The organism is Pantoea sp. B65 (genome assembly GCF_047308185.1).
GTDB lineage: Bacteria > Pseudomonadota > Gammaproteobacteria > Enterobacterales > Enterobacteriaceae > Erwinia.
The window spans coordinates 128,336-150,544 of the sequence record NZ_JAHXPU010000017.1; the positions used below are offsets into that span (position 1 = coordinate 128,336).

The 22,209-nt window shown below is 52.6% G+C and carries 20 protein-coding genes and 1 pseudogene; 17 read left to right on the forward strand and 4 right to left on the reverse strand.

What is annotated here, in order from left to right; all coding sequences use genetic code 11:
• Positions 1-222: 222 nt before the first annotated feature.
• Positions 223-996 (forward strand): Uxu operon transcriptional regulator, encoded by a 774-nt coding sequence (gene uxuR, locus JWF83_RS07490; RefSeq protein WP_413649563.1) that lies wholly within the window; start codon positions 223-225, stop codon positions 994-996.
• A gap of 25 nt (positions 997-1,021) precedes the next feature.
• Here the strand turns inward: uxuR and JWF83_RS07495 are convergent.
• Both JWF83_RS07495 and JWF83_RS07500 read right to left on the reverse strand, forming a co-directional pair.
• A pseudogene (locus JWF83_RS07495) lies at positions 1,022-1,833 on the reverse strand (shikimate 5-dehydrogenase).
• 129 nt (positions 1,834-1,962) lie between these two features.
• Positions 1,963-2,853, reverse strand: a complete 891-nt coding sequence (locus JWF83_RS07500; protein ID WP_413649564.1) for a LysR family transcriptional regulator — start codon at positions 2,851-2,853, stop codon at positions 1,963-1,965.
• 106 nt (positions 2,854-2,959) lie between these two features.
• Here JWF83_RS07500 and JWF83_RS07505 point away from each other — a divergent pair, with 106 nt between their 5' ends.
• The 7 genes from JWF83_RS07505 (at position 2,960) to JWF83_RS07535 (ending at position 9,800) form a co-directional block, all read left to right on the forward strand.
• Positions 2,960-3,925: an agmatinase gene (locus tag JWF83_RS07505; protein ID WP_413649565.1), complete on the forward strand. Its 966-nt coding sequence runs from the start codon at positions 2,960-2,962 to the stop codon at positions 3,923-3,925.
• An 18-nt stretch (positions 3,926-3,943) separates the two neighbouring features.
• The gene (locus JWF83_RS07510) at positions 3,944-4,684 is read left to right on the forward strand and encodes a transporter substrate-binding domain-containing protein (RefSeq protein ID WP_413649566.1); all 741 of its coding nucleotides are present in this window, start codon (positions 3,944-3,946) and stop codon (positions 4,682-4,684) included.
• A gap of 16 nt (positions 4,685-4,700) precedes the next feature.
• A complete protein-coding gene (locus JWF83_RS07515) occupies positions 4,701-5,372 on the forward strand; it encodes an amino acid ABC transporter permease (RefSeq protein ID WP_413649567.1) in 672 nt (223 codons plus the stop codon).
• On the forward strand, positions 5,369-6,118 hold the full coding sequence (locus JWF83_RS07520; RefSeq protein ID WP_413649568.1) for an amino acid ABC transporter ATP-binding protein: 750 nt from the start codon (positions 5,369-5,371) through the stop codon (positions 6,116-6,118). The genes JWF83_RS07515 and JWF83_RS07520 overlap by 4 nt, the downstream gene beginning before the upstream one ends.
• 24 nt (positions 6,119-6,142) lie before the next feature.
• Positions 6,143-7,087: an arginase family protein gene (locus JWF83_RS07525; RefSeq protein WP_413649569.1), complete on the forward strand. Its 945-nt coding sequence runs from the start codon at positions 6,143-6,145 to the stop codon at positions 7,085-7,087.
• 170 nt (positions 7,088-7,257) lie between these two features.
• Positions 7,258-8,583: an MFS transporter gene (locus JWF83_RS07530; RefSeq protein ID WP_413649570.1), complete on the forward strand. Its 1,326-nt coding sequence runs from the start codon at positions 7,258-7,260 to the stop codon at positions 8,581-8,583.
• 191 nt (positions 8,584-8,774) lie between these two features.
• Positions 8,775-9,800: a Gfo/Idh/MocA family oxidoreductase gene (locus JWF83_RS07535; protein WP_413649571.1), complete on the forward strand. Its 1,026-nt coding sequence runs from the start codon at positions 8,775-8,777 to the stop codon at positions 9,798-9,800.
• 32 nt (positions 9,801-9,832) lie between these two features.
• On the opposite strand, the gene JWF83_RS07540 is transcribed toward JWF83_RS07535, so the two are convergent.
• Positions 9,833-10,570: a hypothetical protein gene (locus JWF83_RS07540; RefSeq protein ID WP_413649572.1), complete on the reverse strand. Its 738-nt coding sequence runs from the start codon at positions 10,568-10,570 to the stop codon at positions 9,833-9,835.
• A gap of 343 nt (positions 10,571-10,913) precedes the next feature.
• Between JWF83_RS07540 and JWF83_RS07545 the strand changes: the two genes are divergently transcribed.
• From JWF83_RS07545 to JWF83_RS07585, 9 genes are all read left to right on the forward strand, one after another.
• The gene (locus JWF83_RS07545) at positions 10,914-13,523 is read left to right on the forward strand and encodes a sigma 54-interacting transcriptional regulator (protein WP_413649573.1); all 2,610 of its coding nucleotides are present in this window, start codon (positions 10,914-10,916) and stop codon (positions 13,521-13,523) included.
• Positions 13,524-13,709: 186 nt separating this feature from the next.
• On the forward strand, positions 13,710-14,192 hold the full coding sequence (locus JWF83_RS07550) for a PTS sugar transporter subunit IIA (RefSeq protein WP_413649574.1): 483 nt from the start codon (positions 13,710-13,712) through the stop codon (positions 14,190-14,192).
• Positions 14,189-15,364: a glycoside hydrolase family 88 protein gene (locus JWF83_RS07555; protein WP_413649575.1), complete on the forward strand. Its 1,176-nt coding sequence runs from the start codon at positions 14,189-14,191 to the stop codon at positions 15,362-15,364. Before JWF83_RS07550 ends, JWF83_RS07555 begins: the two co-directional genes overlap by 4 nt.
• A 24-nt stretch (positions 15,365-15,388) precedes the next feature.
• Positions 15,389-15,883: a PTS system mannose/fructose/N-acetylgalactosamine-transporter subunit IIB gene (locus JWF83_RS07560; RefSeq protein WP_413649576.1), complete on the forward strand. Its 495-nt coding sequence runs from the start codon at positions 15,389-15,391 to the stop codon at positions 15,881-15,883.
• An 11-nt stretch (positions 15,884-15,894) separates the two neighbouring features.
• Positions 15,895-16,704, forward strand: a complete 810-nt coding sequence (locus JWF83_RS07565) for a PTS mannose/fructose/sorbose/N-acetylgalactosamine transporter subunit IIC (protein ID WP_413649577.1) — start codon at positions 15,895-15,897, stop codon at positions 16,702-16,704.
• The gene (locus JWF83_RS07570; RefSeq protein WP_413649578.1) at positions 16,697-17,533 is read left to right on the forward strand and encodes a PTS system mannose/fructose/sorbose family transporter subunit IID; all 837 of its coding nucleotides are present in this window, start codon (positions 16,697-16,699) and stop codon (positions 17,531-17,533) included. The genes JWF83_RS07565 and JWF83_RS07570 overlap by 8 nt, the downstream gene beginning before the upstream one ends.
• Positions 17,534-17,604: 71 nt before the next feature.
• Positions 17,605-18,567 (forward strand): hydroxyacid dehydrogenase, encoded by a 963-nt coding sequence (locus JWF83_RS07575; protein ID WP_413649579.1) that lies wholly within the window; start codon positions 17,605-17,607, stop codon positions 18,565-18,567.
• Positions 18,543-19,388: a Cof-type HAD-IIB family hydrolase gene (locus JWF83_RS07580; protein ID WP_413649580.1), complete on the forward strand. Its 846-nt coding sequence runs from the start codon at positions 18,543-18,545 to the stop codon at positions 19,386-19,388. The genes JWF83_RS07575 and JWF83_RS07580 overlap by 25 nt, the downstream gene beginning before the upstream one ends.
• A 349-nt stretch (positions 19,389-19,737) precedes the next feature.
• Entirely contained in the window at positions 19,738-20,436 is a 699-nt protein-coding gene (locus tag JWF83_RS07585; RefSeq protein WP_413649581.1) for an oligogalacturonate-specific porin KdgM family protein, read from the forward strand.
• 46 nt (positions 20,437-20,482) lie between these two features.
• Here the strand turns inward: JWF83_RS07585 and JWF83_RS07590 are convergent, their stop codons facing one another.
• Entirely contained in the window at positions 20,483-22,006 is a 1,524-nt protein-coding gene (locus tag JWF83_RS07590) for a family 43 glycosylhydrolase (protein WP_413649582.1), read from the reverse strand.
• Positions 22,007-22,209: the final 203 nt, after the last annotated feature.

The following is a 22,209-nucleotide window of genomic DNA, read 5'->3' on the forward strand; positions in this document are numbered from 1 at the left end:
GCAGCAACCGGGATTAATTGATCAACCAATTCAGCGCGCAAGCCAGCATTCTCCGCGCTGAAATGCGTTTTAAGCAGTAAATAATTATCTCTTTCTGACTGATATGGTTAGAGATTTGTTTCATCTGGCCTGGCGTCTATAGCTGACTGACCAGTTATGTTATAGTTTGCCAGTTACCCGGCATTTCGCGGGTCTTCTGGCAACATATAAGTGGATATCATCATGAAAGCGTCCTCTATTCCAGCGCGCCCACAGCGTCCTTATCAGGAAGTTGGCGGCATGTTACGCACTATGATCGTCCGTGAGCAGTTCGCTATTGGTGACCGCCTGCCTCCGGAACGTGAGATCGCCGAGCGACTGAGCGTCACGCGTACCGTGTTGCGTGAAGCTTTGATAATGCTGGAGATTGAGGGGTTGATTGAGGTGCGTCGCGGCTCCGGGATTTTTGTGATGATGCTGCCGCAGGAGCAAAACGCCGATGCGTCAGCGGCTAAGCAGTGCAACGATGCCGGGCCGTTTGAGTTGCTGCAGGCGCGTCAGCTGCTGGAGAGTAATATTGCCGAGTTTGCCGCGCTACAGGCGACCCGTGATGACATCATCAAGATGCGCCGCGCGCTACAGGTTGAAGAGCAGGAACTGGTCAGCGACGATCATGAAAGCGGTGATATGCAGTTTCACCTTGCCATTGCCGAAGCTACCCATAACAGCATGCTGGTCGAGTTATTTAAACAATCCTGGCAATGGCGGGAAAATAACCCGATGTGGCTGCAACTGCACCGTCATCTGCACGATACCCACTATCGCCAGGCGTGGCTTACCGACCATAAGCAAATTCTGGCCGCATTAATCAAGAAAGATGCCAGAGCGGCGAAGCTGGCGATGTGGCAACACCTTGAAAACGTTAAAATGCGGCTGCTGGAGTTCTCCGATGTCGATGATATCAACTTTGATGGCTATCTGTTTGAGTCCTGGCCGCTGGGCGAAACCCACTCCTGATACCGGTAGCCAGCGGCGGTAAGCGCTACTGGCGTGAGTAAGCGGCGGCGGCGTGGAATAATGCGTCATCTGGCCGGATACCGGTGTACAGCACAAATTGTTCCACCGCCTGAATGGCAAACACTTCCGCACCGGTGATCACCGTTTTATTTTTACTGCGGGCATAAGCGATCAGCGGCGTTTCTTCCGGCAATGCCACCACATCGAATATCACTCTGGCGGCATCCACCTCAGCGGCGCTAAAAGACAGTTTATCGGCATCCGCTCCGCCGCTCATGTCGACCGGTGTGGCGTTAATCAATAAGCCGGGCGTTTCTACCCCTTCAAGGCTCTGGCGCCATGTAAAACCGGTTAACGCCGCCAGCTGGCGACCGGTGGTTTCATTTTTGGCAATAATATAACCCTGTTTAAAACCGGCATCTTTTAATGCGCAGGCGACGGCTTTTGCCATCCCGCCGCTGCCGCGCAGCGCAAAGGTCATCCCGGCCGGTACCTGGTACTGCTTTAACAGTGTGGCAATCGCGATATAGTCGGTGTTATAGGCCTTCAGATAACCGTTAGTATTGACAATGGTATTCACCGAATTAATCGCCTGCGCCGACGCGTCCAGTTCGTCAACCAGTGGAATGCAGGCCTCATCGAAATGGCGCAGCCACGGATACCCAACGCCCGTACGCCGCCAATCGCCGCAGCCAGATCGGTGGTGGTAAAGGCTTTATATAAGTAATCGAGATCCAGCGCGTTATACCGATAGTTATGGAAGCGTGTCCCGAAATTACCGGGGCGGGCGGCCAGTGACATACATATTTGGGTGTCTTTGTTCAGATTTCTGGTCATGGTTTGCATCCTGATAGCAATATGGCGAAGGTTATTCATAGCATGGCGCTTGTTAACCCTTGCCGCTGAAAAAATAATGGAATAATCAGGTGCGATAAAAAACGGCTGACTGGCGCCGCAGTCCGCGGGCTATACCACGTGTGCCTGCCGTCGGTGGCTGGCGAGCAGCAATTTCAGCATGGTTTCGGCGGCCGGGGAGAGCGGGCGTGAGCCGTGGGTGACCGCATAGTGTTTCACTTCCCAGCGCGGTGTACCGGGCACTTCCTGTAACGGCAGCACCGGACGGAGTAAATCAGCATAGTGGGTCGGCAAAATACCAACATACTGCCCGGTGGCTACCAACATGGCGACCGCTTCAATACCATTCGCTTCCGGACCCCGACGGTAACCCATACGGGTAATACTCTCTTCCACAAAAGCCTGCTGGTGACGGAAAACCACCGGGCGTTTTTCGTCAGCTAATTCCGCGCCAACAAAATAAAGCTGGTGGCTTTCGGTATAGAGTTCAATATAACGTAAAGATATGACCTTCTGATGCTCCATTATGCCTTTCACTGCAATATCCAGTTTACGATCCAGTAGTGCCTGAATAAGCTGCGGCGCGGTAAGAGTATGCAGCGATAAGTTTACCATCGGAGCCGTATGGCGTAATTCCTTTAAAGCCAGATGTAAATAACTGCCGGGATTACCAATAGTATTATCAGAAAAACCTATCGATAGGTCGCCAGAAATAATTTCCCGGCTGGCGTCAATTGCCGGGAAAATACGGTCAAGCGCGTCGAGCGCTTCCTGCGCGTAGACCAGTGCCGCCTTGCCTGCCACGGTGAGCTCAAACCCTTGTGGACCGCGGCTACAGAGCTTTGCGCCCAGCGTCTCCTCAACGGATTTAATCTGGCGGCTAATAGTGGTTTTGGTCATATTCAGTTTATTTTCTGCTGCGGAAAACCCTCCTGCCTGGGCTGCCACGCAAAATATGCGTAATGCCCGTAAATCACGCTCGTTCAGCACTCTGTTTTTCATGGTTGTTTTTCCCGCAACGATGATTGCATAAAAAGTCTATTTTCCCTGGGCGTAACCATTAATACAATCGCGAATAATATATTTTGCCACACCAGGGAAATACACCATGTCTGAAAAACTTACTATTGCACCAAAAACAAATCATAAGTCACTGTTATTCTCTGAACTTGCTTTGGATCTGGATAACTTACAGGCGCATTTTGCTGTATTAGGTATGCCGTATGGCGCAGCTTATACCCCGCAGGACTACAACAACGATCAGACCAATGCGCCCACTGCCATTCGTCAGGCATCCGATCGGGTGATCCGCAGCCCGGAGCGTTTTGATTTTGATATTGACGGCCCGCTACTACAGGGGCGGGAAGATGTGCGCTTTGTTGATTGCGGCGATGTGCCTGCCGATCTCAACGATCCGCGCGGCCATTTTAAGCGCGCCGAGCTGGCGACACGCAAAATTCTGGCGGCAGGGGCGATCCCGATCGTGCTCGGCGGTGACCATGGCATTACGAATCCGATTCTCCGCGCTTTCGACGATCAGGGGCCACTGACCATTGTGCATCTGGATGCCCATCTTGACTGGCGCGATGAGGTCAATGGCGTGAAAGATGGCCTTTCCAGCCCAATGCGTCGTGCGTCTGAGCTGCCGTATGTGAAAGATATTATTCAGATTGGCATGCGTGCTTCGGGCAGCGCGCGCCAGGAAGAGGCAGATTATGCCCGCAATTGGGGCGCGAAAATCATTACTGCCTATGAATTGCACGATATCGGTATGGAAGCGGTACTGGCCCGGATTCCGGATGGTGGTCGCTACTATCTGACGATTGATGCTGATGGTCTGGATCCAACCTGTATGCCAGCGGTAGCCGGACCCGCTCCCGGCGGCGTTACCTTTGTTCAGGCACGAAAATTGATACATGGTCTGGTGAAGAAAGGACGTGTGGTAGGTATGGACTTTGTCGAAATCCAGCCAGAAAAAGATATTAACCAACATTCCTGCATGATTGCAGGCCGTCTGATTCTGAATTTTATCGGGGCCGCGATCCGCGCCGGCTATTGCGATACTACACGCTAATTAATCTGGAAAATGTTGATGAAACTGAAAAGATTACTGATGACGCTTTGTATGCCCGCTCTGCTATACGTTGGCAGCTCCCTGGCCGCTGAACCGGTACATGTCGCAATTGATCCCACCTTCCCGCCGATGGAATACATACAGGACGGCAACCGCGTGGGCTTTGATATTGATATAGCCAGCGCGCTGGCCGCAAAGTTGGGGCGCCCGCTGGAGTATACCGACATGGATTTTAAAGCGATGGTACCTTCGGTGCTCGCCGGACGTTCCGACATTATTCTGTCGGCGATCTACATTACCGATGAACGCAAAAAAGTTGTCGACTTTACCGATCCCTACTTTTCTGCAGGGCTGGTCATCCTGGTCAATAAAGATAATACCAGCATTAAAAGTCCGGCCGATCTTGCCGGTAAACGGGTGGCAGTTCAGGTGGGCACCAAATCGGTTAGCCTGCTGAGCAGCCAGTATCCAACGGCCAGACTGATTGAAGTGGAAAAAAATGAGGAGATGTTTAACTCGCTCTCTTCCGGCCGCGCTGATGCGGTGGTCACCGGGAAACCCGCGGCGCTGCTCTACGCTAAAACACGCGGTACCAGCAAGGTGCTGGCCGAACCTTTAACACGCGAAGATTATGGTATCGCTGTCAGCAAACGCCAGCCGGAATTGCGCGCAGCGCTTAATCAGGCACTCCAGGCCATTCGGGCTGATGGTACCTGGCAGCGTGTCAACCAGAAGTGGTTTGGCGTGGCAGGCAACTAAAGGAGCGTAACCGGGTATGGTCACTTTTGATTTTACACCGGCTCTCGCAGGCTGGCGGGAGCTGCTTTCAGGCGCACTGGTGACCATAGAAGTGACACTATGCGCCATGTTGTTGAGCTGTATCCTTGGCACCTTTATTGGCCTGGCGCGGGTAAATCCCGCGCGTAAGGTGCTCTGGCTGGCGGGTAACAGCTATGTGGTGCTAATCCGGGGTACGCCGCTGTTGGTGCAGCTTTTTATCCTCTATTTCGGGCTGCCGTACTTTGGCATCGTGATCCCCGCGTTTGTTTGCGGCGTGGTCGGGATGGGATGTTACTCCGCAGCCTATGTTTCCGAGCTGGTTCGCGGTGCCATCCTGTCGATTGACCGCGGGCAAATGGAAGCGGGGCGATCAATGGGCATGTCATCAGGGCAGGCGATGCGCTGGGTGATTATGCCGCAGGCGCTGGTTCGTATGGTGCCACCGATGGCTAATGAATTTATCGCGCTGACCAAGAATTCGGCACTGGTGTCGCTGGTTACTATCCACGATGTTATGCATGAAGGGCAAAAAATTATCAGTGTTTCCTACCGCTCGCTGGAGGTCTATATCCTGATTGCCGGTATCTATCTGATCCTGACCAGTACGACCATGCTGGCGTTACGCCAACTGGAGCGCAAGCTGCGTGCCGGAGGGATGGTGCAATGAGCCAGGGAATTATTCAGGTTAGCCAACTGCAAAAGTCATTTGGCCCGCATACCATTCTTAACGGTATCACCCTCGAAGTGCAACGCGGTGAAGTCGTGGTGATCATCGGGCCGAGTGGTTCCGGGAAAAGTACTTTTTTACGTTGTTGCAATGGCCTTGAGCAAGGGGAAAGCGGCTCTATCCGCATCTGCGGCGAACGGTTGCTGGATGAGGGGAAGATGCTGGACGATCTCAGGCTGAATGCCTTACGAACGCATGTTGGCATGGTGTTTCAGTCGTTCAATTTATTTCCTCATCTGACCATCCTGCAGAATGTGGCGATCGGTCCGCGCAAAATTTTGCAGCAGCCAAAAGCACATGCCGAAAAACTGGCGATGCAGCTACTGGAGAAGGTTGGGCTGGTGCATAAAGCGGATGCCATGCCTGCCAGCCTGTCGGGCGGACAGAAACAGCGAGTCGCCATCGCGCGTGCGCTGGCGTTACAGCCGGAGGTGATGTTGTTTGATGAGCCCACGTCGGCGCTGGATCCTGAACTGGTGGATGAAGTGCTGGCGGTAATGAAACAGCTGGCGCTCGAGGGCATGACCATGATGGTAGTGACCCATGAAATGACCTTCGCCAGAGAGATGGCAGATACGCTGGTGGTGATGGAGGAGGGACGTATTGTGGAATCTGGCGCGGCGGCGGCCATCTTCGCCAACCCGACTCATGCCAGAACTCAGGCTTTACTTAAAAAAATCAGCTGAACTGCTGAGGGAGAACACCGCAAAATGATCAATATGCGTGGCGTCGATCGGGTGAATCGCGCCTTTAGCGGCATCGCAACCTTTTTACGTGCCAACTACTGTGAGGACGTTGCGCAGCTGCAGGCGGAGATGGCGGTATTTGGCGTACCGCTGGATGAGGCTTCCCCTTTTATGCCCGGTTCGCGCATGGCGCCACGCAGTATCCGTGAACACTCAATGCGTTTTTCCCCCAGCGGTTTTTATGATATCGCGCGCCAGCAGCATTTCCTCGCCCATGAGATTAGTGATGGCAAAATTCAGGATGTGGGTGATGTGGATATCCTGCCAACCAATCTGTTGCAAACGCTGGATAACATTTCTGCCATGACACGCCAGCTACGACGTAAACGGGCAATACCGGTAGCCATGGGCGGCGATCATTCCATCTCTTACCCGCTGATCCGCGGTATTGAAGAGCCGGTACATGTTATTCAGTTCGATGCGCATCTGGATTTTGCGCCGGTACAGAACGAGATGCACTATACCAACGGTCAGCCTTTTCGCCATATCGCCGCTTTGCCGCAGGTAAAAAGCCTGACTCAGGTGGGGATCCGCAGCCTGCGCGTGCGCCCGAGCGAAATTATCGATGCGCAGGCGCAAGGCAGCCGTATTGTGCCGATTGATCAGTTTCGTCGCGCTACCCCACAGCAGATCGCAGCATTATTACCTGCTGGTGAAAAGTGTTACGTCAGCATTGATATTGATGTGCTTGATATGGCGCTGGTGCCGGGATGCGTTTCCGCAGAACCTGACGGTATGAGCTACGCACAGCTGCGCGATACCCTTTGCGCACTGGCGCAGCGGATGGAAATTATTGGTTTCGATTTAGTTGAAGTGAATCCGTTGCTGGATGTGGGTACCGGGATGACATCTTATCTGGCGGCCCATACGATGGTGGAGTTTATGGGACATATTTTTGCCCACCGATAAGGTTCGCAGGATGCTGCTGCCTTACCCGGGCTAATGGATTTAACGCAGCTTACTTTTTTCGTTGCCATCAATCCGAAACTCCCTGCGGTTATTTGCCGGTGAGGGCAAAAAAAGACTACGATTCCAGACTGGCCGTAAAAATCAGCGGATTAAAACTACAGGGAGTCGTAATGAAAAAGGTTCTCCGGGCATATCTGCCGCTCTACACCACCACCCTGTTGATGTTGCTGGGCTCTGGCCTGCTAACCACCTATGTCTCCCTGCGTCTCGCTCATGAACAGGTGAGCGGGGCGTTGATCGGCGGCATCACTGCCGCTAACTATGTCGGGCTGGTGATTGGCGGCAAGGTCGGGCACAACCTGATTGCGCGCGTTGGCCATATCCGCGCCTATGTCTCCTGTGCCGGGATTATTACCGCTTCGGTACTGGGACATGGCCTGACCGATTTTCTACCGCTATGGATTTTTCTGCGTCTGATTATCGGGTTATGCATGATGTGCCAGTATATGGTGCTGGAAAGCTGGCTTAACGATCAGGCGGAAGCCGGGCAGCGCGGCGTGATCTTCGGCCTGTATATGGTGGCGACTTATCTGGGACTGTCGGCCGGTCAGTTTGTTCTGGTGATGCAGAGTGATTTCGGCAGCACCAGTTTAATTATTGTCGCGCTCTGTTTTGCGCTCTGTCTGGTGCCGATTGCGCTGACCACCCGCACCAATGCGCAGCCGATGTCGCCAGCGCCGATGGAGCCCGGCTACTTTTTTAAAACCATCCCGCGACTGCTGATTATGACACTGGTTATCGGCATGGCGGTTGGGGCATTTTACGCGATGGCCCCGGTCTATATCAGCCAGCTGGGATTCGGCACCCATCTGACCGGGGTGTTTATGGGGATCACTATCTTTGCCGGTCTGGTGACTCAATTCCCGCTAAGCTGGCTTTCCGACCGTTTCGATCGTAATCGTCTGCTATTTATCTGCGCGCTGGTTTTTGCGCTGGTTTCTATTCCGCTGGCGTTACCGCTGGTGTTTAACTTTAAGCTGGTGGTCGCTATGGCGTTCGCCGTCAGTATGATGCAGTTTGCCCTCTATCCATTGGCGGTCGCCATCGCCAATGATCAGGTGGCGCCTGAGCGACGTGTCTCTCTTACCGCCTGTTTGCTAATGGCATTTGGTATCGGTGCCTGTATTGGCCCTTTGCTCACCGGCGCCATTATGCAACCCCTTGGCGGCAATATGCTCTACGCCTTTTTCTGCCTGTGCGGCGTGGCGATCGCCGCCCTTAGCTGGCAGAAAGTCTCGGCGGTAACCGCCGCCGACGAGGTGCAGTTTCCCCATGTGCCGCTGCCCGATACCCTGACCAGTTCCCCGCTGGCGGCAGCCCTGAATCCGACCATCGATGAGGAGGAGATTCAGTCGGCCATGGTCAATAGCGCGGAGCAGGAGATGGCGGATCCGGATGAACGTCGCGACGATAATCCGTCGCCGCCGCTAAAGTAACTTAACCTGCGCTGTTTCTGTGATGGTTATCACTAAACGGCATTTCCCCGCTATCAAATTATCCGCTGCTTAATGGATTATGGTTTTCATATTGATAGTGTTTGGAATTTTATTTTCATTGTGGCGTGATAGTCGCCGGACGATAAAACCCGATCATTAGCGACAACCGGTTGAAAAAAGGGGAAACAGGTATGAGGTTAGGCTTAGTAGGCTACGGTAATGGCGGACGTTACTTTCATGCGCCTTTTATTGCTGCGGCGCAGGGAGTTGAACTGGTTGGCGTGGTGGCGCGCGCGGCGGAAACCATTGCACGGGTGAAAGCTGACCTGCCGGATATTAACATCTATCCCAGCCTCACCGCTATGCTGGCGGCCGGTGTGGATGCGGTCACCATTACCACGCCGCCGGATACGCGTCGTGAACTGGTGCTGGAAGCGATTGCCGCCGGGGTGGCGGTGATTGCCGATAAGCCATTTGCCCCCAGTGCCCGCGCGGCACAGGATCTGGTTGACGCGGCGAAAGCCAAAGGGGTGGTGCTGGGGGTGTTCCACAATCGTCGTTTTGACGCCGATATCCTGACGTTACGCAAAGTATTGCAGCAAGGTTCGCTGGGCCAGCTGTGGCGTTTCCACTCGCGCATGGATCTGGATGATCCTCACACGCTGGAAACCGGTCCGCAGGGTGGTTTGCTGCGCGATCTGGGCAGCCATCTGGTTGATCAGGCGATCTGGCTGCATGGTGCGGTGAGCAGTGTGCATGCGCAATTAGACTTTATTACGGTGCAGGGAGAGCAGACCGATGCCAGTTTTGTTCTGACGCTGGTGCATCACTCCGGGGTACATTCGCACTTATCCGCCAGCAAGCTTAATCATCTGGCGGTGCGCGAGTTGCGCTGCTACGGCGCTGCGGGCAGCTACTGCGCATCGGGTAGCGATGTGCAGGCGCAGGCGATATTTGCCGGCCTGCGGCCGGTGGACGATCCTGCCGGTTGGGGGATAGAACAGCCCGAACGCTGGGGGACGCTGCACACCGCCTCCGGCAACCAGGTGATCCCATCCGAGCAGGGGGCGTATCAGGCTTATTATCAGCAGTTTGCCCGCGCGGTGCTCGAAGGCGGCAAGCCGCCGGTGACCGCAGAAGAAGCGATTCAGACCATCAAAGTGCTGGATGCCGCGCGCATCAGCGCTGCTGAAGGGCGGGTGGTGACCATCGTTTAATCGCCCGTTCAGCAGTCGTGCAGCCTGGTCAGCTATTTAAGCAGCTTATCGGGCTGGTTCAGCGATGCAATTTTTTTCAGCATCGTCAGATATTGCTTATAGGCGCCTATCGGCTGGCCAATGGCGCACTGGAGTTCAATATCTTTATCATCAGCCTGAGCGGCCTGGCGGGCGGGAATATCCAGCGCAGAGCTGTTGGCATAGCCGCTGAAACTGCCGTTGACCTGCAGATCGTTAATGGCATCCAGCATCCCACTACTCATCGATACGCCATAGCGATCAACGATTTTACTCAGTCGCGCATTTCCGGCGGAAATATCCTGGCGGAAAATCTCATGCCAGTTGCCGCGATCGGGGAATGAGATAACGTTTTTAGGACGCCGCGCCAGACAGGTGGTTTGCGCCTTCTCCAGCATCGCCTCATTCAGCAGCATATCAAAGGAGATCTTCTTCTTATCAGTAGTGAGATCGCCGGTGGAATTATCGATATACAGTTCGCGGAACGGTTCGGCAATCTCATTCAGGCTGCTGGTAATTTCAGTGCTGATAATTTTCCCCAGCTGCTGCTTTTGCTGTTCTGCCTGCTGATCTTTATCATATTTATCCCAGGCGGAATAGCCGGAGACCAGCACGGAAACCAACAGCAGAACCGCGGTCCATCGCCCCGAGGTGGTAAGTTTGTCAGCGCCGCTTTTGCTGCTGTCCCATGTATTGCCAACGATTGCCACGACACCAAGTAAGAAAGTGAGAATAACGGCAAAGATTTCCATAACGGTCTTAATCATCCTTCTGCAGTAATATTCGATTCAGGCATATGGCGTAGCCACGGCACCGGCATCACTCTAATCTCACCATCGCCGTTTTGCAAAATTCCATACCTGCGCCAGGCGGCTATCCCGATCCTCTGTCAGCGGGTTATCCGGCGTCACACGGTGCCGGAGATTGCCATAAAGCGCCTGGCGGAGAGAGTAATGTGACAGCACTCATATCCTGATTAAAACACTGTTTCATTTTTATTTGATAAAGAGGAAAGTAAGTAGTGTTCAACTGAAATAACAGTGTTTAGTGTCGAAGCGTGCCTGCCACGCGGCGGTACTTTCAGGAATTGCCCCCATGACCCTGTCAGCAAAAGATAAGCTGTTCCAGAAAATTCAGACGCACTACGCCAGCAACCCCGCTGGCTTTACCGCACAGGATTGTGCTGATTTCATTCCGGTTAATCGCAGTGTGATCAGTCATTATCTTAACCGGCTTTGCGATGATCAGAAGCTGGTGAAAGAAAATACGCGGCCGGTGCGTTTTTTTGTCAATCATACGCCGCCTCTCCTGAGTAATAAGCCGGTTGTCAGCAAAGCGCCAGACAGCTTCAGCCGCCTGATTGGCGCCGACGGCAGCCTGGCGCGCAGCGTTGCGCTTTGCCGCTCGGCGGTGGATTACCCTGACGAAGGGTTGCCGGTGCTGCTGGCGGGTGAAAGCGGGGTGGGGAAGAGTCATCTGGCCACGCTGATTTACGACTATGCGCTGGAGCGTGGGTTTATCGCCGCCGATAAACCGTTAATTGAGCTTAACTGCGCTGACTATGCCAATAATCCTGAGTTGCTGTCCAGTACGCTGTTTGGCTATGTGCGCGGTGCCTTTACCGGCGCGGACAAGGAGAAGCGGGGGGCCTTTGATGATGCCGATGGCGGTTTTCTGTTTCTCGATGAAGTGCACCGCCTGTCCGCCGAAAATCAGGAAAAACTCTTCTTATTTATGGATAAAGGCTATTTCTACCGGCTTGGCGATAATCGTAGCCAGCATCCGGCAAAAATTCGCTTTATCTTTGCCACCACCGAAAACATTGATACTGCCCTGCTGAATACCTTCCGTCGTCGCATTCCGGTGCGCGTTAACCTGCCCAATTTTATCTCCCGGCCACTGACGGAACGCGTGGCGCAGGTGGAGTTTTTTCTGCGTCAGGAAGCGCAAAGCCTTGCACGCGATATCTGTCTGGATACCTCCCTGATGCATCAGCTGGTGATGTCGCCAGTGCGGGGCAACATTGGCGAGTTAAAAAACCAGATTAAAGTCATCTGCGCCAGTGCCTGGAGTGAAAGCGATAATCTTAAATCGATCACACTGGCGATACCGCAAATGCGGCCAGCCAGTGGTGAAATTCTGGTTATTTCCCCGCGCGAAACGCCCCGTCAGCTGGATGTCGACGCCTTTCTGCCGAAAGCGATGCGCGATGAAGTGATTTTTAAAGAGTTCTGTCACAGCGGTAATACACTGTTGTTTATTCGTAAGCTGGAGCAACTGTTAACCACCATCGGTGGTGTCGTCACTCATGACCAGCTTTACAGCGGTTATATCTGGCAGAACACCATGCATGCCGTCAATGAACTGGAAAATTTAACCGGGCTGACATTCAGCCTGGATCAGCGTAAAGCTATCTGGTTATGCGTTCATTATGCGCTGCATCATCAGCATAATGAGTTACAAGTTAATGAGTTGCAGACCATTACCGATTACGTCTCCTGCAAAGCGAGGCTGGTGGCTGATGCCTGCATCAGCCTGTTGCGTCAGCATGTGGTAAATACTTCACTACCGCTGCTAATACCGTTGCTGAGCAGCGCCTTTCAGAAACTTGCCGGCGATGATGACATTATTCAGGGCGTGATTGTGTCGCATGGCCGCGCTACCGCATCCAGCATTGCCGGGGTCGCGAACCAGCTAACCGGGGGGTATTTTTTTAAAGCCTTCGATATGCCAAATGCCACTTCCACCCGTGAGATTATTGATATGTTGATCAATCATCTTGATGCCATTAAGCAGGGAGGCGGATTAATTATTCTGGTTGATATGGGGTCACTGAAAGAGATTTACGAGGAGATTAAACTCCATCTGCATGGCGAGTTGCTGGTGATTAATAATGTCAGTACCGCCATGGCGTTAGACATTGCCTCCCGTATGCAGCAACGCCTCTCGATGGAAGAGATTATCGACAGTGTGAAGGGCGCCTGGGAAGTGGAGACCCGTTATTACGCCGGAATCTTGCCGGGTAATAAGATCATCATTTCGTGTATTTCTGGCGAAGGTATTTCGCGCAAACTGAAAGATATTGTTCAGCGCTATCTGCTGCGCGAGGAGATTGAGATCGTCACCATGGAATATGATGATGTGAAGTGGAAAATCGCCCGTGCCGATCCGTCACTGAATGGCACCAGACTGATTATCACTACCACCGATCTTGATGCCGGCTATATTCCTTTGTTAAGTGTCGAACAGTTGATTAAAGAGAAAACGGCGGTGTTGCGCCGCGACTATTTCACCGACCTGCTGTCTGCCGATGGACTGGAGCCGATGGTGGAAGAGGTGGTTAAACTGTTTACCGTGGAGGGGGTGGCGAGCCGGCTTAATTTCCTTAATCCGGTGGTGATTATTGATGAGGTGGAGTCAGTGATCAAAGAGTATGAAGCATTCTATAAAATTCACTTTGAAAGCTATCTGCGGATTAATTTATTTATGCATCTGGCGCTGATGATTGAGCGGGTTATGGTGAACGCCGGCATGCATAATCGTGACGACGCCGAGCCGGGTGCGGAACAACAGGCGTTTATCGCGGTTCATGACACGTTCTTTGATGCGCTAAATCGTAAATACCATATTTCTCTGCCGCTTACCGAAGTGCTGATGATTTATGAAATCATGGAACCCTGGATCACCCCGCAGTCAGTGGAATAACTTCCCCTTGCCCGACGGTATTTTCCGCCGGGTACAGCGTTAGACGCTCTCTCCCCGCCTGGCTTTAGACACAAACAGTAGCGTTGATTTTAATATTCAACCTGATGTTTTTAAATGGTTATTTTTTATGGCATGGCTTTTGCTCTGGTTAGCCTGAGTTGTCAGAAACCATTTAAGGAACGCGTAATGCGAGAGGTCTATATCGCCAGCCATGGCAAGTATGCTGAAGGAATCGTTTCGGGGCTTGATTTACTGATCGGCAGCGATCACGGCATCACTGCCATCTGCGCTTACTGTGGAGATATTGGTTCAACCAGCGAACTGGCGCAGCGCTTTGACCTGATGGCGCTGGAAGCCGCCCGACGCGGCAATGAGCTGGTGCTGTTCACGGATATGGCGGGAGGCAGCGTCAATAACACTGCCGTTCAGGTGATGGTCAGTTATGCCCATATGCACGTGATCAGCGGGGCGAATTTAATCATGCTGATGGAGTTTTGTCTGTCGGAGCATCGCGATACGCCGACACGGGTAAAAGACGCCATGCAGATGGCAATCGACGCTATGCAGTACATGAATTTGCGCGCGGAAGTGATGACTGCACGCCAGAATCTTAGCCGCAGCAGCGATAACGACGCCGATGATTTTTTCGCTGTAGAGGACTTGCAATGAGCGTAATACTTGAACCTCTTCATCCGCGCTATCAGGCGTCATATCCGGCGCTGACCCGGCAATGGTTACAGGATGCGATTGGCGATGTTCTCGCCCGTATTGATGCCATGCTGCCTCGTTTTAGTCACACTTTCCCGGCCGCCAGCGCTGAGCATGGCCGCTACCTGCCAGTGGCAAAGGTCGACTGGACCGAAGGCTTCTGGACCGGCCTGTTATGGCTGGCCTGGGAGGTGACGGGCGCGGAAAAATATCGCCAGGCGGCGGAGACGTTGCTTGATAGTTTCGCCCAACGACTGGACCAGCAGATTAAGGTTGATACTCACGATCTGGGGTTTCTCTATCTGCTCTCCTGCGTCAATGCGTGGAAACTGACCGCTAATCAACCGGCACGCGAACTGGCGCTGCGCGCCGCCGGACTGCTGTATCGCCGCTTTGACCATACCGCCGGGGTGATTCAGGCGTGGGGGGATTTAACCGACCCGGCGCGACAGGGGCGGATGATTATCGACTGTAATCTGAATCTTCCGTTGCTGTTCTGGGCGGCAAATGAAACCGGAAACCTGCAGTGGCGGCAGGCGGCAACCCGTCATCTGCAGCAGGCGGCGCGTTATCTGGTGCGTAGCGACGCCTCCACCTTTCACACCTTCTATATGGATATCCATAGCGGCCAGCCGCTGCGTGGGGATACCCACCAGGGATTCAGTGATGACTCCTGCTGGTCACGCGGCCAGGCGTGGGGAATATATGGTTTTGCGCTGGGTTTTAACTATACCGGCGATACCCGTCTGCCAGAACTGGCGCGCAAACTGAGTCACTACTTCCTCAACCGTCTGCCGGAAGATTATATCTGCTATTGGGATTTAATTTTCACGCCGCAGGACCATGCGCTGCGTGATACCTCGGCAGCGGCAATTGCGGTTTGCGGCCTGAGCGAATTACTCAGGCAGCTGCCGCTTAGCGATACGCTGCGTCCGGCCTATCAGCACGCTATCAGTATGATGATGCGTAACCTGCATCAACACTATTTCGTGCGTGAAGAGGACGGTCTGCTGCGGGAAGGTGTTTACAACTATGGCCGCAATATGGGCATTAACCAGCCCAATCTGTGGGGCGATTATTTCTATTTCGAGGCGCTGGTGCGCTTATCCCGTATCTGGACACCCTACTGGTAAATTCTAATAACAGGAGAAAGGCTGATGATTTCCTTAGTTCGTATTGATGATCGTTTAATTCATGGGCAGGTTGCTGTGGTCTGGACCAAGCATCTTGGTGTGAACCGAATTTTAGTCGCCAACGATCAGATCGTGAATAATGAAGTACAAAAAATGTCACTGCGTATGGCCGCCCCCGATACGGCGAAGTGCGCAATTATGGCGGTAAAAGAGGCGGCAGATACGCTTTGCGATCCGCGTTCTGAAAAGATGAAGATCCTGGTGATTGTTAATAATGTGGCGGATGCCCGTCGGCTAATTGAACAGGTTACGGCAATAAAAACCCTTAATGTCGCTAACTTTGGGCGCATCACCGACAATCTGGCGGCAAAAAGCAAAATCTCCGACACGGTATATGTCACGCCGGCAGATGTGGCGGATTTTCTTGCCATTGCCGGCCAGGGCGTGAAGGTCGAGTACCAGGTCCTGCCTTCCCACCCGGTGAAAAATCTGATCGAAATGTTAGATAACGCCAGATAAGCGAGGTCATCATGTTAATTTCAGCATTGCTTGTGGCACTGGTGATGTTTGTCGCCAAATTTTGTGACCATACCCTTGGCCAGCCGTTGATTGAGCGGCCGCTGGTGTGTGGCGCTATGGTGGGCTTTGTGCTGGGTGATCTGCAGCAGGGGATTATTATTGGCGCCAGTCTTGAACTGATTTTCCTTGGCACTATCACTATCGGCGGTTCGGTCCCCGCTGACCTGGCGGTCGGATCGGTACTGGCTACCGCATTTACTATTCTGACGCATGCCGAACCTGCAGTAGCGGTGGCGCTGGCGCTGCCAATTAGCCTGCTGGCGGTATTTGTCTATCAGGTACTGAAACTGGTGTATACCGCACTGGTGGAAAAATATGACGCGCTGCTGGATCAGGGGCGCGACCGGGCTGCGCTTGGTCTGACGTTGGGGATGACCCTGTTCTATGGTATTCCCTTTGCGGTGATCGCTTTCTTCGGCGTGCTATTTGGCACCGACGTGATTCGTAGCCTGGTGGATAACATCCCCAGCACCGTGATGCACGGTATGACTGCCGTTGGCGGCATCCTGCCCGCGCTCGGTTTTGCCATCCTGCTTCAGGCGTTGTGGAATCGCAATATTGCCGCCTTCTTCTTTATTGGTTTTGCCCTCGCCGCCTATTTGAGTTTGCCGATTATGGGTATCGCGATTATTGCCGGATCGGTGGCGGTTTACTTGTGCTTTAACGAATTCAATCAGCTCAAATTAAATAAACAGCAGGCGAATAGCACCAACGCCAGCGCTATTTCTGTAGATGATAAGGATGGGTTCTTCAATGACTGATATCCGGATAACAGACGCTGCCGTCAGTAGCGACAAAGAAGAGAAAAAAATGTTGCGTCAGCTGTTCTTTCGCCAGTTTCCGCTACTGGGTTCAATGAACTTTACCCGTATGGAAGGGCTGAGCTACGGCTGGGCGCTGGCGCCGATGCTGAAAAAGATCTACCCGGATCCGCATCGTTACCTGGAGGCGTTAAAGCGCAACAGCCAGTTTTTTAATACTAACCAACATCTGGCGCCGTTTATTCTCGGGCTGACATTATCGATGGAAAAAGAGAATGCCAGTAATCGGGCGTTTGATACTGCAGGGATTAACGGCATTAAAGTGGCGTTGATGGGGCCATTTGCCGGTGTCGGGGACTCTTTTTTCTATGGCGTATTGCGCATTATCGCAACCGGGATAGCCATTGGTCTGGCATCACAGGGAAATCTGTTGGGGCCGTTACTGTTTCTGCTGATTTATAACATTCCCAGCTATCTGATCCGTTACTACGGCGGAGTAATGGGCTACCGGCTGGGGTCTAAATATATTGCCGAGGCGACTCAGTCGGGACTATTAAGCTGTATAACCAAAGCCTCCTCAATTATGGGGCTGATGATGGTGGGGGCGATGAGCGCCACAATGGTGAAGTTTCCCACCAGCTATAAAACCATGATCGCCGGCCAGCCATTTGTGTTACAGGAGATCCTCGACAAAATTTGCGTCGGGCTGATCCCATTGCTGTTGGTGCTGGGGTGCCTGCGGATGCTGAACAAAAAGGTCAGTCCGAACCGGGTCCTTATTTTTCTGATTATTCTTGGGTTTGCCGCCGCTGCTATTGGCATTGTCTGACGCTAACCGGTCAGTGTGACAACCATCAGTATGGGCGGCATCGATTGCCGCCCAAATAGGGCAGGTGTGAGATGACTTGTTATGCAGCATGTTTTTCCAGTCAGCCGGAAAAATTCCGGCAGGTATTTTCCCGTGGCCGCTGGCAACAGCTCAATGCAATGTGCCAGCTTTATCCGCATATTGTGACTCCGGCGCTGCTGGAGACGGAATTACCGGCGTTGTCGCAGGTAGAAGTGATATTTTCCAGCTGGGGCATGTTTACGCTCAGCCCGCCGCAACTGGAGCGTTTACCAAAACTAAAAGCGGTATTTTACGCCGCGGGCAGTACTGATTATTTTGCCGCGCCATTTCTGGCGCGCGGCATTACCGTGGTCAGTGCCTGGCGGGCGAATGCGATCCCGGTTGCCGAATTTTGTCTGGCGCAAATTTTATTAGCCTGTAAAGGCTACTTTCGTAATACCCGTGAGTATCGCACTCCGGCGATGTTCGCCGCGCTGAGTCGTCAGCATCCGGCTGCTGGCGCTTATGGAGAAAGCGTGGCGTTGTTAGGTGCTGGCGCCATTTCACAAACGCTGACGCAGTTGCTAAAGCCATTTTCGCTGACGGTGCTGACGGTACCTTCGCGCGCAGAACATCGGGTTATGTCTCTGGAAGAGGCATTTGAAACGGCGTTTGTGATCAGCAATCATCTGCCGAACCGGCAAGACAATATTGGGGTATTAGATAGGGGACTCTTTCGCCGCATGCGCCCCGGGGCGGTATTTATTAATAGCGGGCGTGGATTACAGGTTAACGAGGCGGATTTAATTGACGTGTTTAGCCAGCGCCCGGACCTGACGGCGCTATTAGATGTCACTAAACCTGAGCCACCGGAGGCAGGTTCACTGCTTTATAAATTACCCAATATTCAGTTAAGCAGCCATATTGCCGGGGCGTTAAATGATGAAACTCAGCGTCTGGCTGATTCTGTGTTGCAGGAATTTCGTCGCTGGCTACAGGGCGAGGAATTATGTCATCAGATAGTGGCCGGATGATGGTCGCCACGACCAGCTATAAGCTGGTGGTTTTTGATCTCGATGGCAGCGCTTTAACTCCCGAAAAGCAACTGACCCCACGGTTTAAATCCGCGGTAAAGCGTGCGTTATCGCAGGGGGTACAGATTGCGCTGGCTTCCGGGCGTTCACTGAGTAGTGTGCTGGAGCTGATGCGACAATTGCCGCTGCCCGAGAAACAGGGGTTCGCCATCGCCTGTAACGGTGCGCTGATCTGGAGCGAATCACAGGGATGCTGTATTGGCAGCGAGCTGCTGGAACATGCCGATGTGCTGGCACTCAGCGCACTGGGACAGCAATTGGGCTATGCCGCGTATTTCCTCGAAAATAATCAGTTGATGACCGCCTTTCCTGTCACGCGCCGTTGCGGAGGCTATCAGTATAGCCATCTGCCGGTGGTTAAACTCGTTGATGGCTGGCAAAACCAGCCGCGCACCTCGCCCAAAATGATGTTTATTGAGTCGGAAGAAAACATTAATCTGCTCGCCAGCCTGGTCCCGGACAGCATATATCATCGCTATCATTTTGTGCGTAGTGAACCCAATTATTACGAGGTAATGAAGCAGGGGGTCCATAAAGGCGCGGCCTGTAAGAAACTGGCCGCATATCTGAATATCGTACCTGACGATATTATTGCGGTTGGCGATGAACTAAACGATAAAGAGATGCTGTTATTTGCCGGACTGGCAGTGGCAATGGGCAATGCGGCGGCAGAAATCAAATTGATTGCTGACTGGACTACTGACAGTAATCAGCAGGATGGCGCGGCCAAAGTTTTAGAATACTTTGTAATTAAACAGTAATGCTTTTTTGTGAGCGCCTTCAAATTTAGTAGCAGAAGACACAGTGTTATGGTTTAAACAGAAGCTGAAACAGGAACGATTAATTATAAAGTGTCTAAGGTATTGGCCGGTATTTTCTTAACTTACTGTAATTAAGTGGTTTTATTTTTATGGCATAGCCTTTGCTTAATATAATGCGTGGCAATAACAGTTTTCTGTCACCAAGGTTATTATTCATCAATATAAGTGCGTAAGAGAGGTTGTGTTTCATTTTTGCGGTGAAATATAAACCCTGTGCGACACGGAATTATTCTGTGGGGACGCGCTTGCACTGAGAATTACTCAACAAAAAATAATAGCAGGAACTAAAATGAAAAAAACACTTTACCTGGCCATGGCTCTGCCACTGGTTTGCTGTTCCCTGAATGCGCTGGCGTCTGCGACATGGATTGATAACCGCTATGCGCATACCACTGCCGCAGAGAAAAACCAATACAAAATCGGTGCCGGGCATATTTTTGATAATGGTGCGGGGATACTGGCTTCAGCAATGTATGACCCCGGTCAGGACTTCCAGCAGTTCAGAAGTACTTTTCAGGAGTTTGAGGGCTGGTATCCGATTCCGTTAAGCGATAACTGGACGTTTTCACCTGGCGGCCTGACCGATATCGACAGTGGCGGCACCAAACTGGCGCCCTATGCCGGGATTGAATATAAGTTCAGTAAGGCTTTCAGTATTGCCACGCGTTACCGCTATAACCATATGACCCATAAAGAACTCGATTATAATAGTAATATGGATTACAACGACAGCCATCAGATTGACGTGTTCTTTAATTATCAGGCAACCGATAAATTATGGTTACAGCTTAATCCGGAGTTTTTTATTAATAGCGGGGATTTTTATGCCTCAAACGGGCAGAAAACCCATTGGGAGCCAAGTATTGTCGCTCGTTATCGGGTTAATCAGCACTGGATGCCGTATGCGGAAGTCGCATGGTTAGATCAGGATAAAAACCATGACAACCAGGTCCGATTCCGTTTAGGTATCCGTTATTATATTTTTTAAGCGCCAGCCAGAGGGCAGGTTTTCCTGCCCTTATTTATTCGCCGGGTTATTTACTGCTAACGATAAAATGAGTAAAGCGGGCATGCCCGGCAGAATGGTTATGGCCTGACGCCGCATAAATTCCGGTTTTTGCCCCGACCCATTTCCCGGCGCCAGCAGAAAATGGCGGGGTAACCGGCTGCCAGTCGCCATGGCTTGCCCGGCGATAGCGAAAATGACCAATCCCGTCATAGCCAATGTCGCAGGCCAGCTCAGCGACTGCGCAACCGGAAACATCGTCAATCAGCAGTAACTGCTCAGTTAAGCCCCCACGATCGTTTATCCAGCCATGACGTAAGCCGACCAGCAGACGCCCTTGCTGCTGGCAGAGAATCAGTGCGGCATAGCGTTCGCCGTAGATCACCAGCCCGGCTTCATCACCGGATTGTTGAAAATCAGGAGTGATAACGGTAGTCACGCTAAAGCGGACGGCAGGAAATTTTTGCAGCAACAACTGGGGAGTGGCGTACAACGCCAGCGTACCCTCTTTGTCAGCTAATGGCGCACAACGCAGCCGCAGGCCAGGGCTGCCGGGCAGCAGCCAGTCGCTGCGCGGATTAGCCTGCCATTGCCACTGTTTGCCGGGCTGACCCGATAAAAATGCATCACTGGTCTGCATCTCTTGCGGGTAGCAGGGTAAATCCGGCGCCCGATGGTTAAGCACCGGTTGTCCTTTACCGGTTTCATCGAGCGGTTCGCCAATTAACGGCCAGCCATCCTGCTGCCAGTGCATCGGTTGCAAATGGAGGATACGGCCATACAGGCCTTTATCCTGAAAGTGAAGAAACCAGCTTTCACCATTCTCCAGTTCAACCCAGCCGCCCTGATGAGGGCCGTTTACCGGACTTTCGCCCTGGTGCAGCACATCCCGGCTCAGCCACGGGCCATGCAAATGGCGTGAACGCAGCACGGTTTGCCAGCCGCGTTTAACACCGCCAGCGGGGGCAAAGATCCAGTATTCATTATGGCGTTTATACAGTTTTGGCCCTTCAAGCGTCGGATGCGATGGTGTGCCGTCGAAGATAATTTTGCCCTGATCAAGCAAGCGTGATGCGTCGGGAGCCATTTCGATCAGTTGCAGTTTATTTTTGATGCCGCTGCGGCTCCAGGCAAAGGCATGAATCAGCCATGCGCGGCCATCATCATCCCAGAACGGGCAGGGATCGATCCATCCCGCAACCTGTTTCAGACAGTGCGGTTCGCTCCAGCTCCCCAGCGGATTGGCCGTATGGCAAACGTAAATACCCTCGTCCGGAATGCTAAAAAACACCCAGTAGCGACCTGCATGGTAGCGCAGGCTGGGCGCCCAGATGCCTTTACCGGGCTGGACGCGATCATAATTTTCTGATGGCAGACGCGGTACGACATGATTAACCAGTGTCCAGTGCACCAGGTCTCTGGAGTGAAGCAGGGGGATGCCGGGCAGATGATTGAAACTGGATGACACCATCCAGAAATCAGCGCCGCTTCTGATAAGATCCGGGTCGGCATAATCGGCATGGAGAATCGGGTTTTTATAATACCAGGGCATAGACACTTCCACTTTTGTGTTGAAATGCCTCTATCGATGCAATTGCCGCGCCAGACAGTATAAAGTGTTTTTTTTCAGTGTGTTAACTGCTTTTTTCGCCACTGGCGCTGCGTGATCTATTCGCGGTGGTGTGTGGAGATCCGCTATCAGGGTTATCTTCAGAGGGCGTCAGATGTGGCATGACAAGTTTATTATGCAGAAAC

Excerpts from the sequence above, each read along its gene's own strand:
- JWF83_RS07540 (WP_413649572.1), bottom strand. The coding sequence starts at position 10,570 with ATGGAAATCTTTGCCGTTATTCTCACTTTCTTACTTGGTGTCGTGGCA.
- JWF83_RS07515 (WP_413649567.1), top strand. The coding sequence starts at position 4,701 with ATGGTCACTTTTGATTTTACACCGGCTCTCGCAGGCTGGCGGGAGCTG.
- JWF83_RS07500 (WP_413649564.1), bottom strand. The coding sequence starts at position 2,853 with ATGAAAAACAGAGTGCTGAACGAGCGTGATTTACGGGCATTACGCATA.
- JWF83_RS07575 (WP_413649579.1), top strand. The coding sequence starts at position 17,605 with ATGACTTGTTATGCAGCATGTTTTTCCAGTCAGCCGGAAAAATTCCGG.
- JWF83_RS07510 (WP_413649566.1), top strand. The coding sequence starts at position 3,944 with ATGAAACTGAAAAGATTACTGATGACGCTTTGTATGCCCGCTCTGCTA.
- uxuR (WP_413649563.1), top strand. The coding sequence starts at position 223 with ATGAAAGCGTCCTCTATTCCAGCGCGCCCACAGCGTCCTTATCAGGAA.
- JWF83_RS07570 (WP_413649578.1), top strand. The coding sequence starts at position 16,697 with ATGACTGATATCCGGATAACAGACGCTGCCGTCAGTAGCGACAAAGAA.
- JWF83_RS07580 (WP_413649580.1), top strand. The coding sequence starts at position 18,543 with ATGTCATCAGATAGTGGCCGGATGATGGTCGCCACGACCAGCTATAAG.
- JWF83_RS07550 (WP_413649574.1), top strand. The coding sequence starts at position 13,710 with ATGCGAGAGGTCTATATCGCCAGCCATGGCAAGTATGCTGAAGGAATC.
- JWF83_RS07555 (WP_413649575.1), top strand. The coding sequence starts at position 14,189 with ATGAGCGTAATACTTGAACCTCTTCATCCGCGCTATCAGGCGTCATAT.
- JWF83_RS07565 (WP_413649577.1), top strand. The coding sequence starts at position 15,895 with ATGTTAATTTCAGCATTGCTTGTGGCACTGGTGATGTTTGTCGCCAAA.
- JWF83_RS07535 (WP_413649571.1), top strand. The coding sequence starts at position 8,775 with ATGAGGTTAGGCTTAGTAGGCTACGGTAATGGCGGACGTTACTTTCAT.
- JWF83_RS07585 (WP_413649581.1), top strand. The coding sequence starts at position 19,738 with ATGAAAAAAACACTTTACCTGGCCATGGCTCTGCCACTGGTTTGCTGT.
- JWF83_RS07505 (WP_413649565.1), top strand. The coding sequence starts at position 2,960 with ATGTCTGAAAAACTTACTATTGCACCAAAAACAAATCATAAGTCACTG.
- JWF83_RS07530 (WP_413649570.1), top strand. The coding sequence starts at position 7,258 with ATGAAAAAGGTTCTCCGGGCATATCTGCCGCTCTACACCACCACCCTG.
- JWF83_RS07560 (WP_413649576.1), top strand. The coding sequence starts at position 15,389 with ATGATTTCCTTAGTTCGTATTGATGATCGTTTAATTCATGGGCAGGTT.
- JWF83_RS07525 (WP_413649569.1), top strand. The coding sequence starts at position 6,143 with ATGATCAATATGCGTGGCGTCGATCGGGTGAATCGCGCCTTTAGCGGC.
- JWF83_RS07590 (WP_413649582.1), bottom strand. The coding sequence starts at position 22,006 with ATGCCCTGGTATTATAAAAACCCGATTCTCCATGCCGATTATGCCGAC.
- JWF83_RS07545 (WP_413649573.1), top strand. The coding sequence starts at position 10,914 with ATGACCCTGTCAGCAAAAGATAAGCTGTTCCAGAAAATTCAGACGCAC.
- JWF83_RS07520 (WP_413649568.1), top strand. The coding sequence starts at position 5,369 with ATGAGCCAGGGAATTATTCAGGTTAGCCAACTGCAAAAGTCATTTGGC.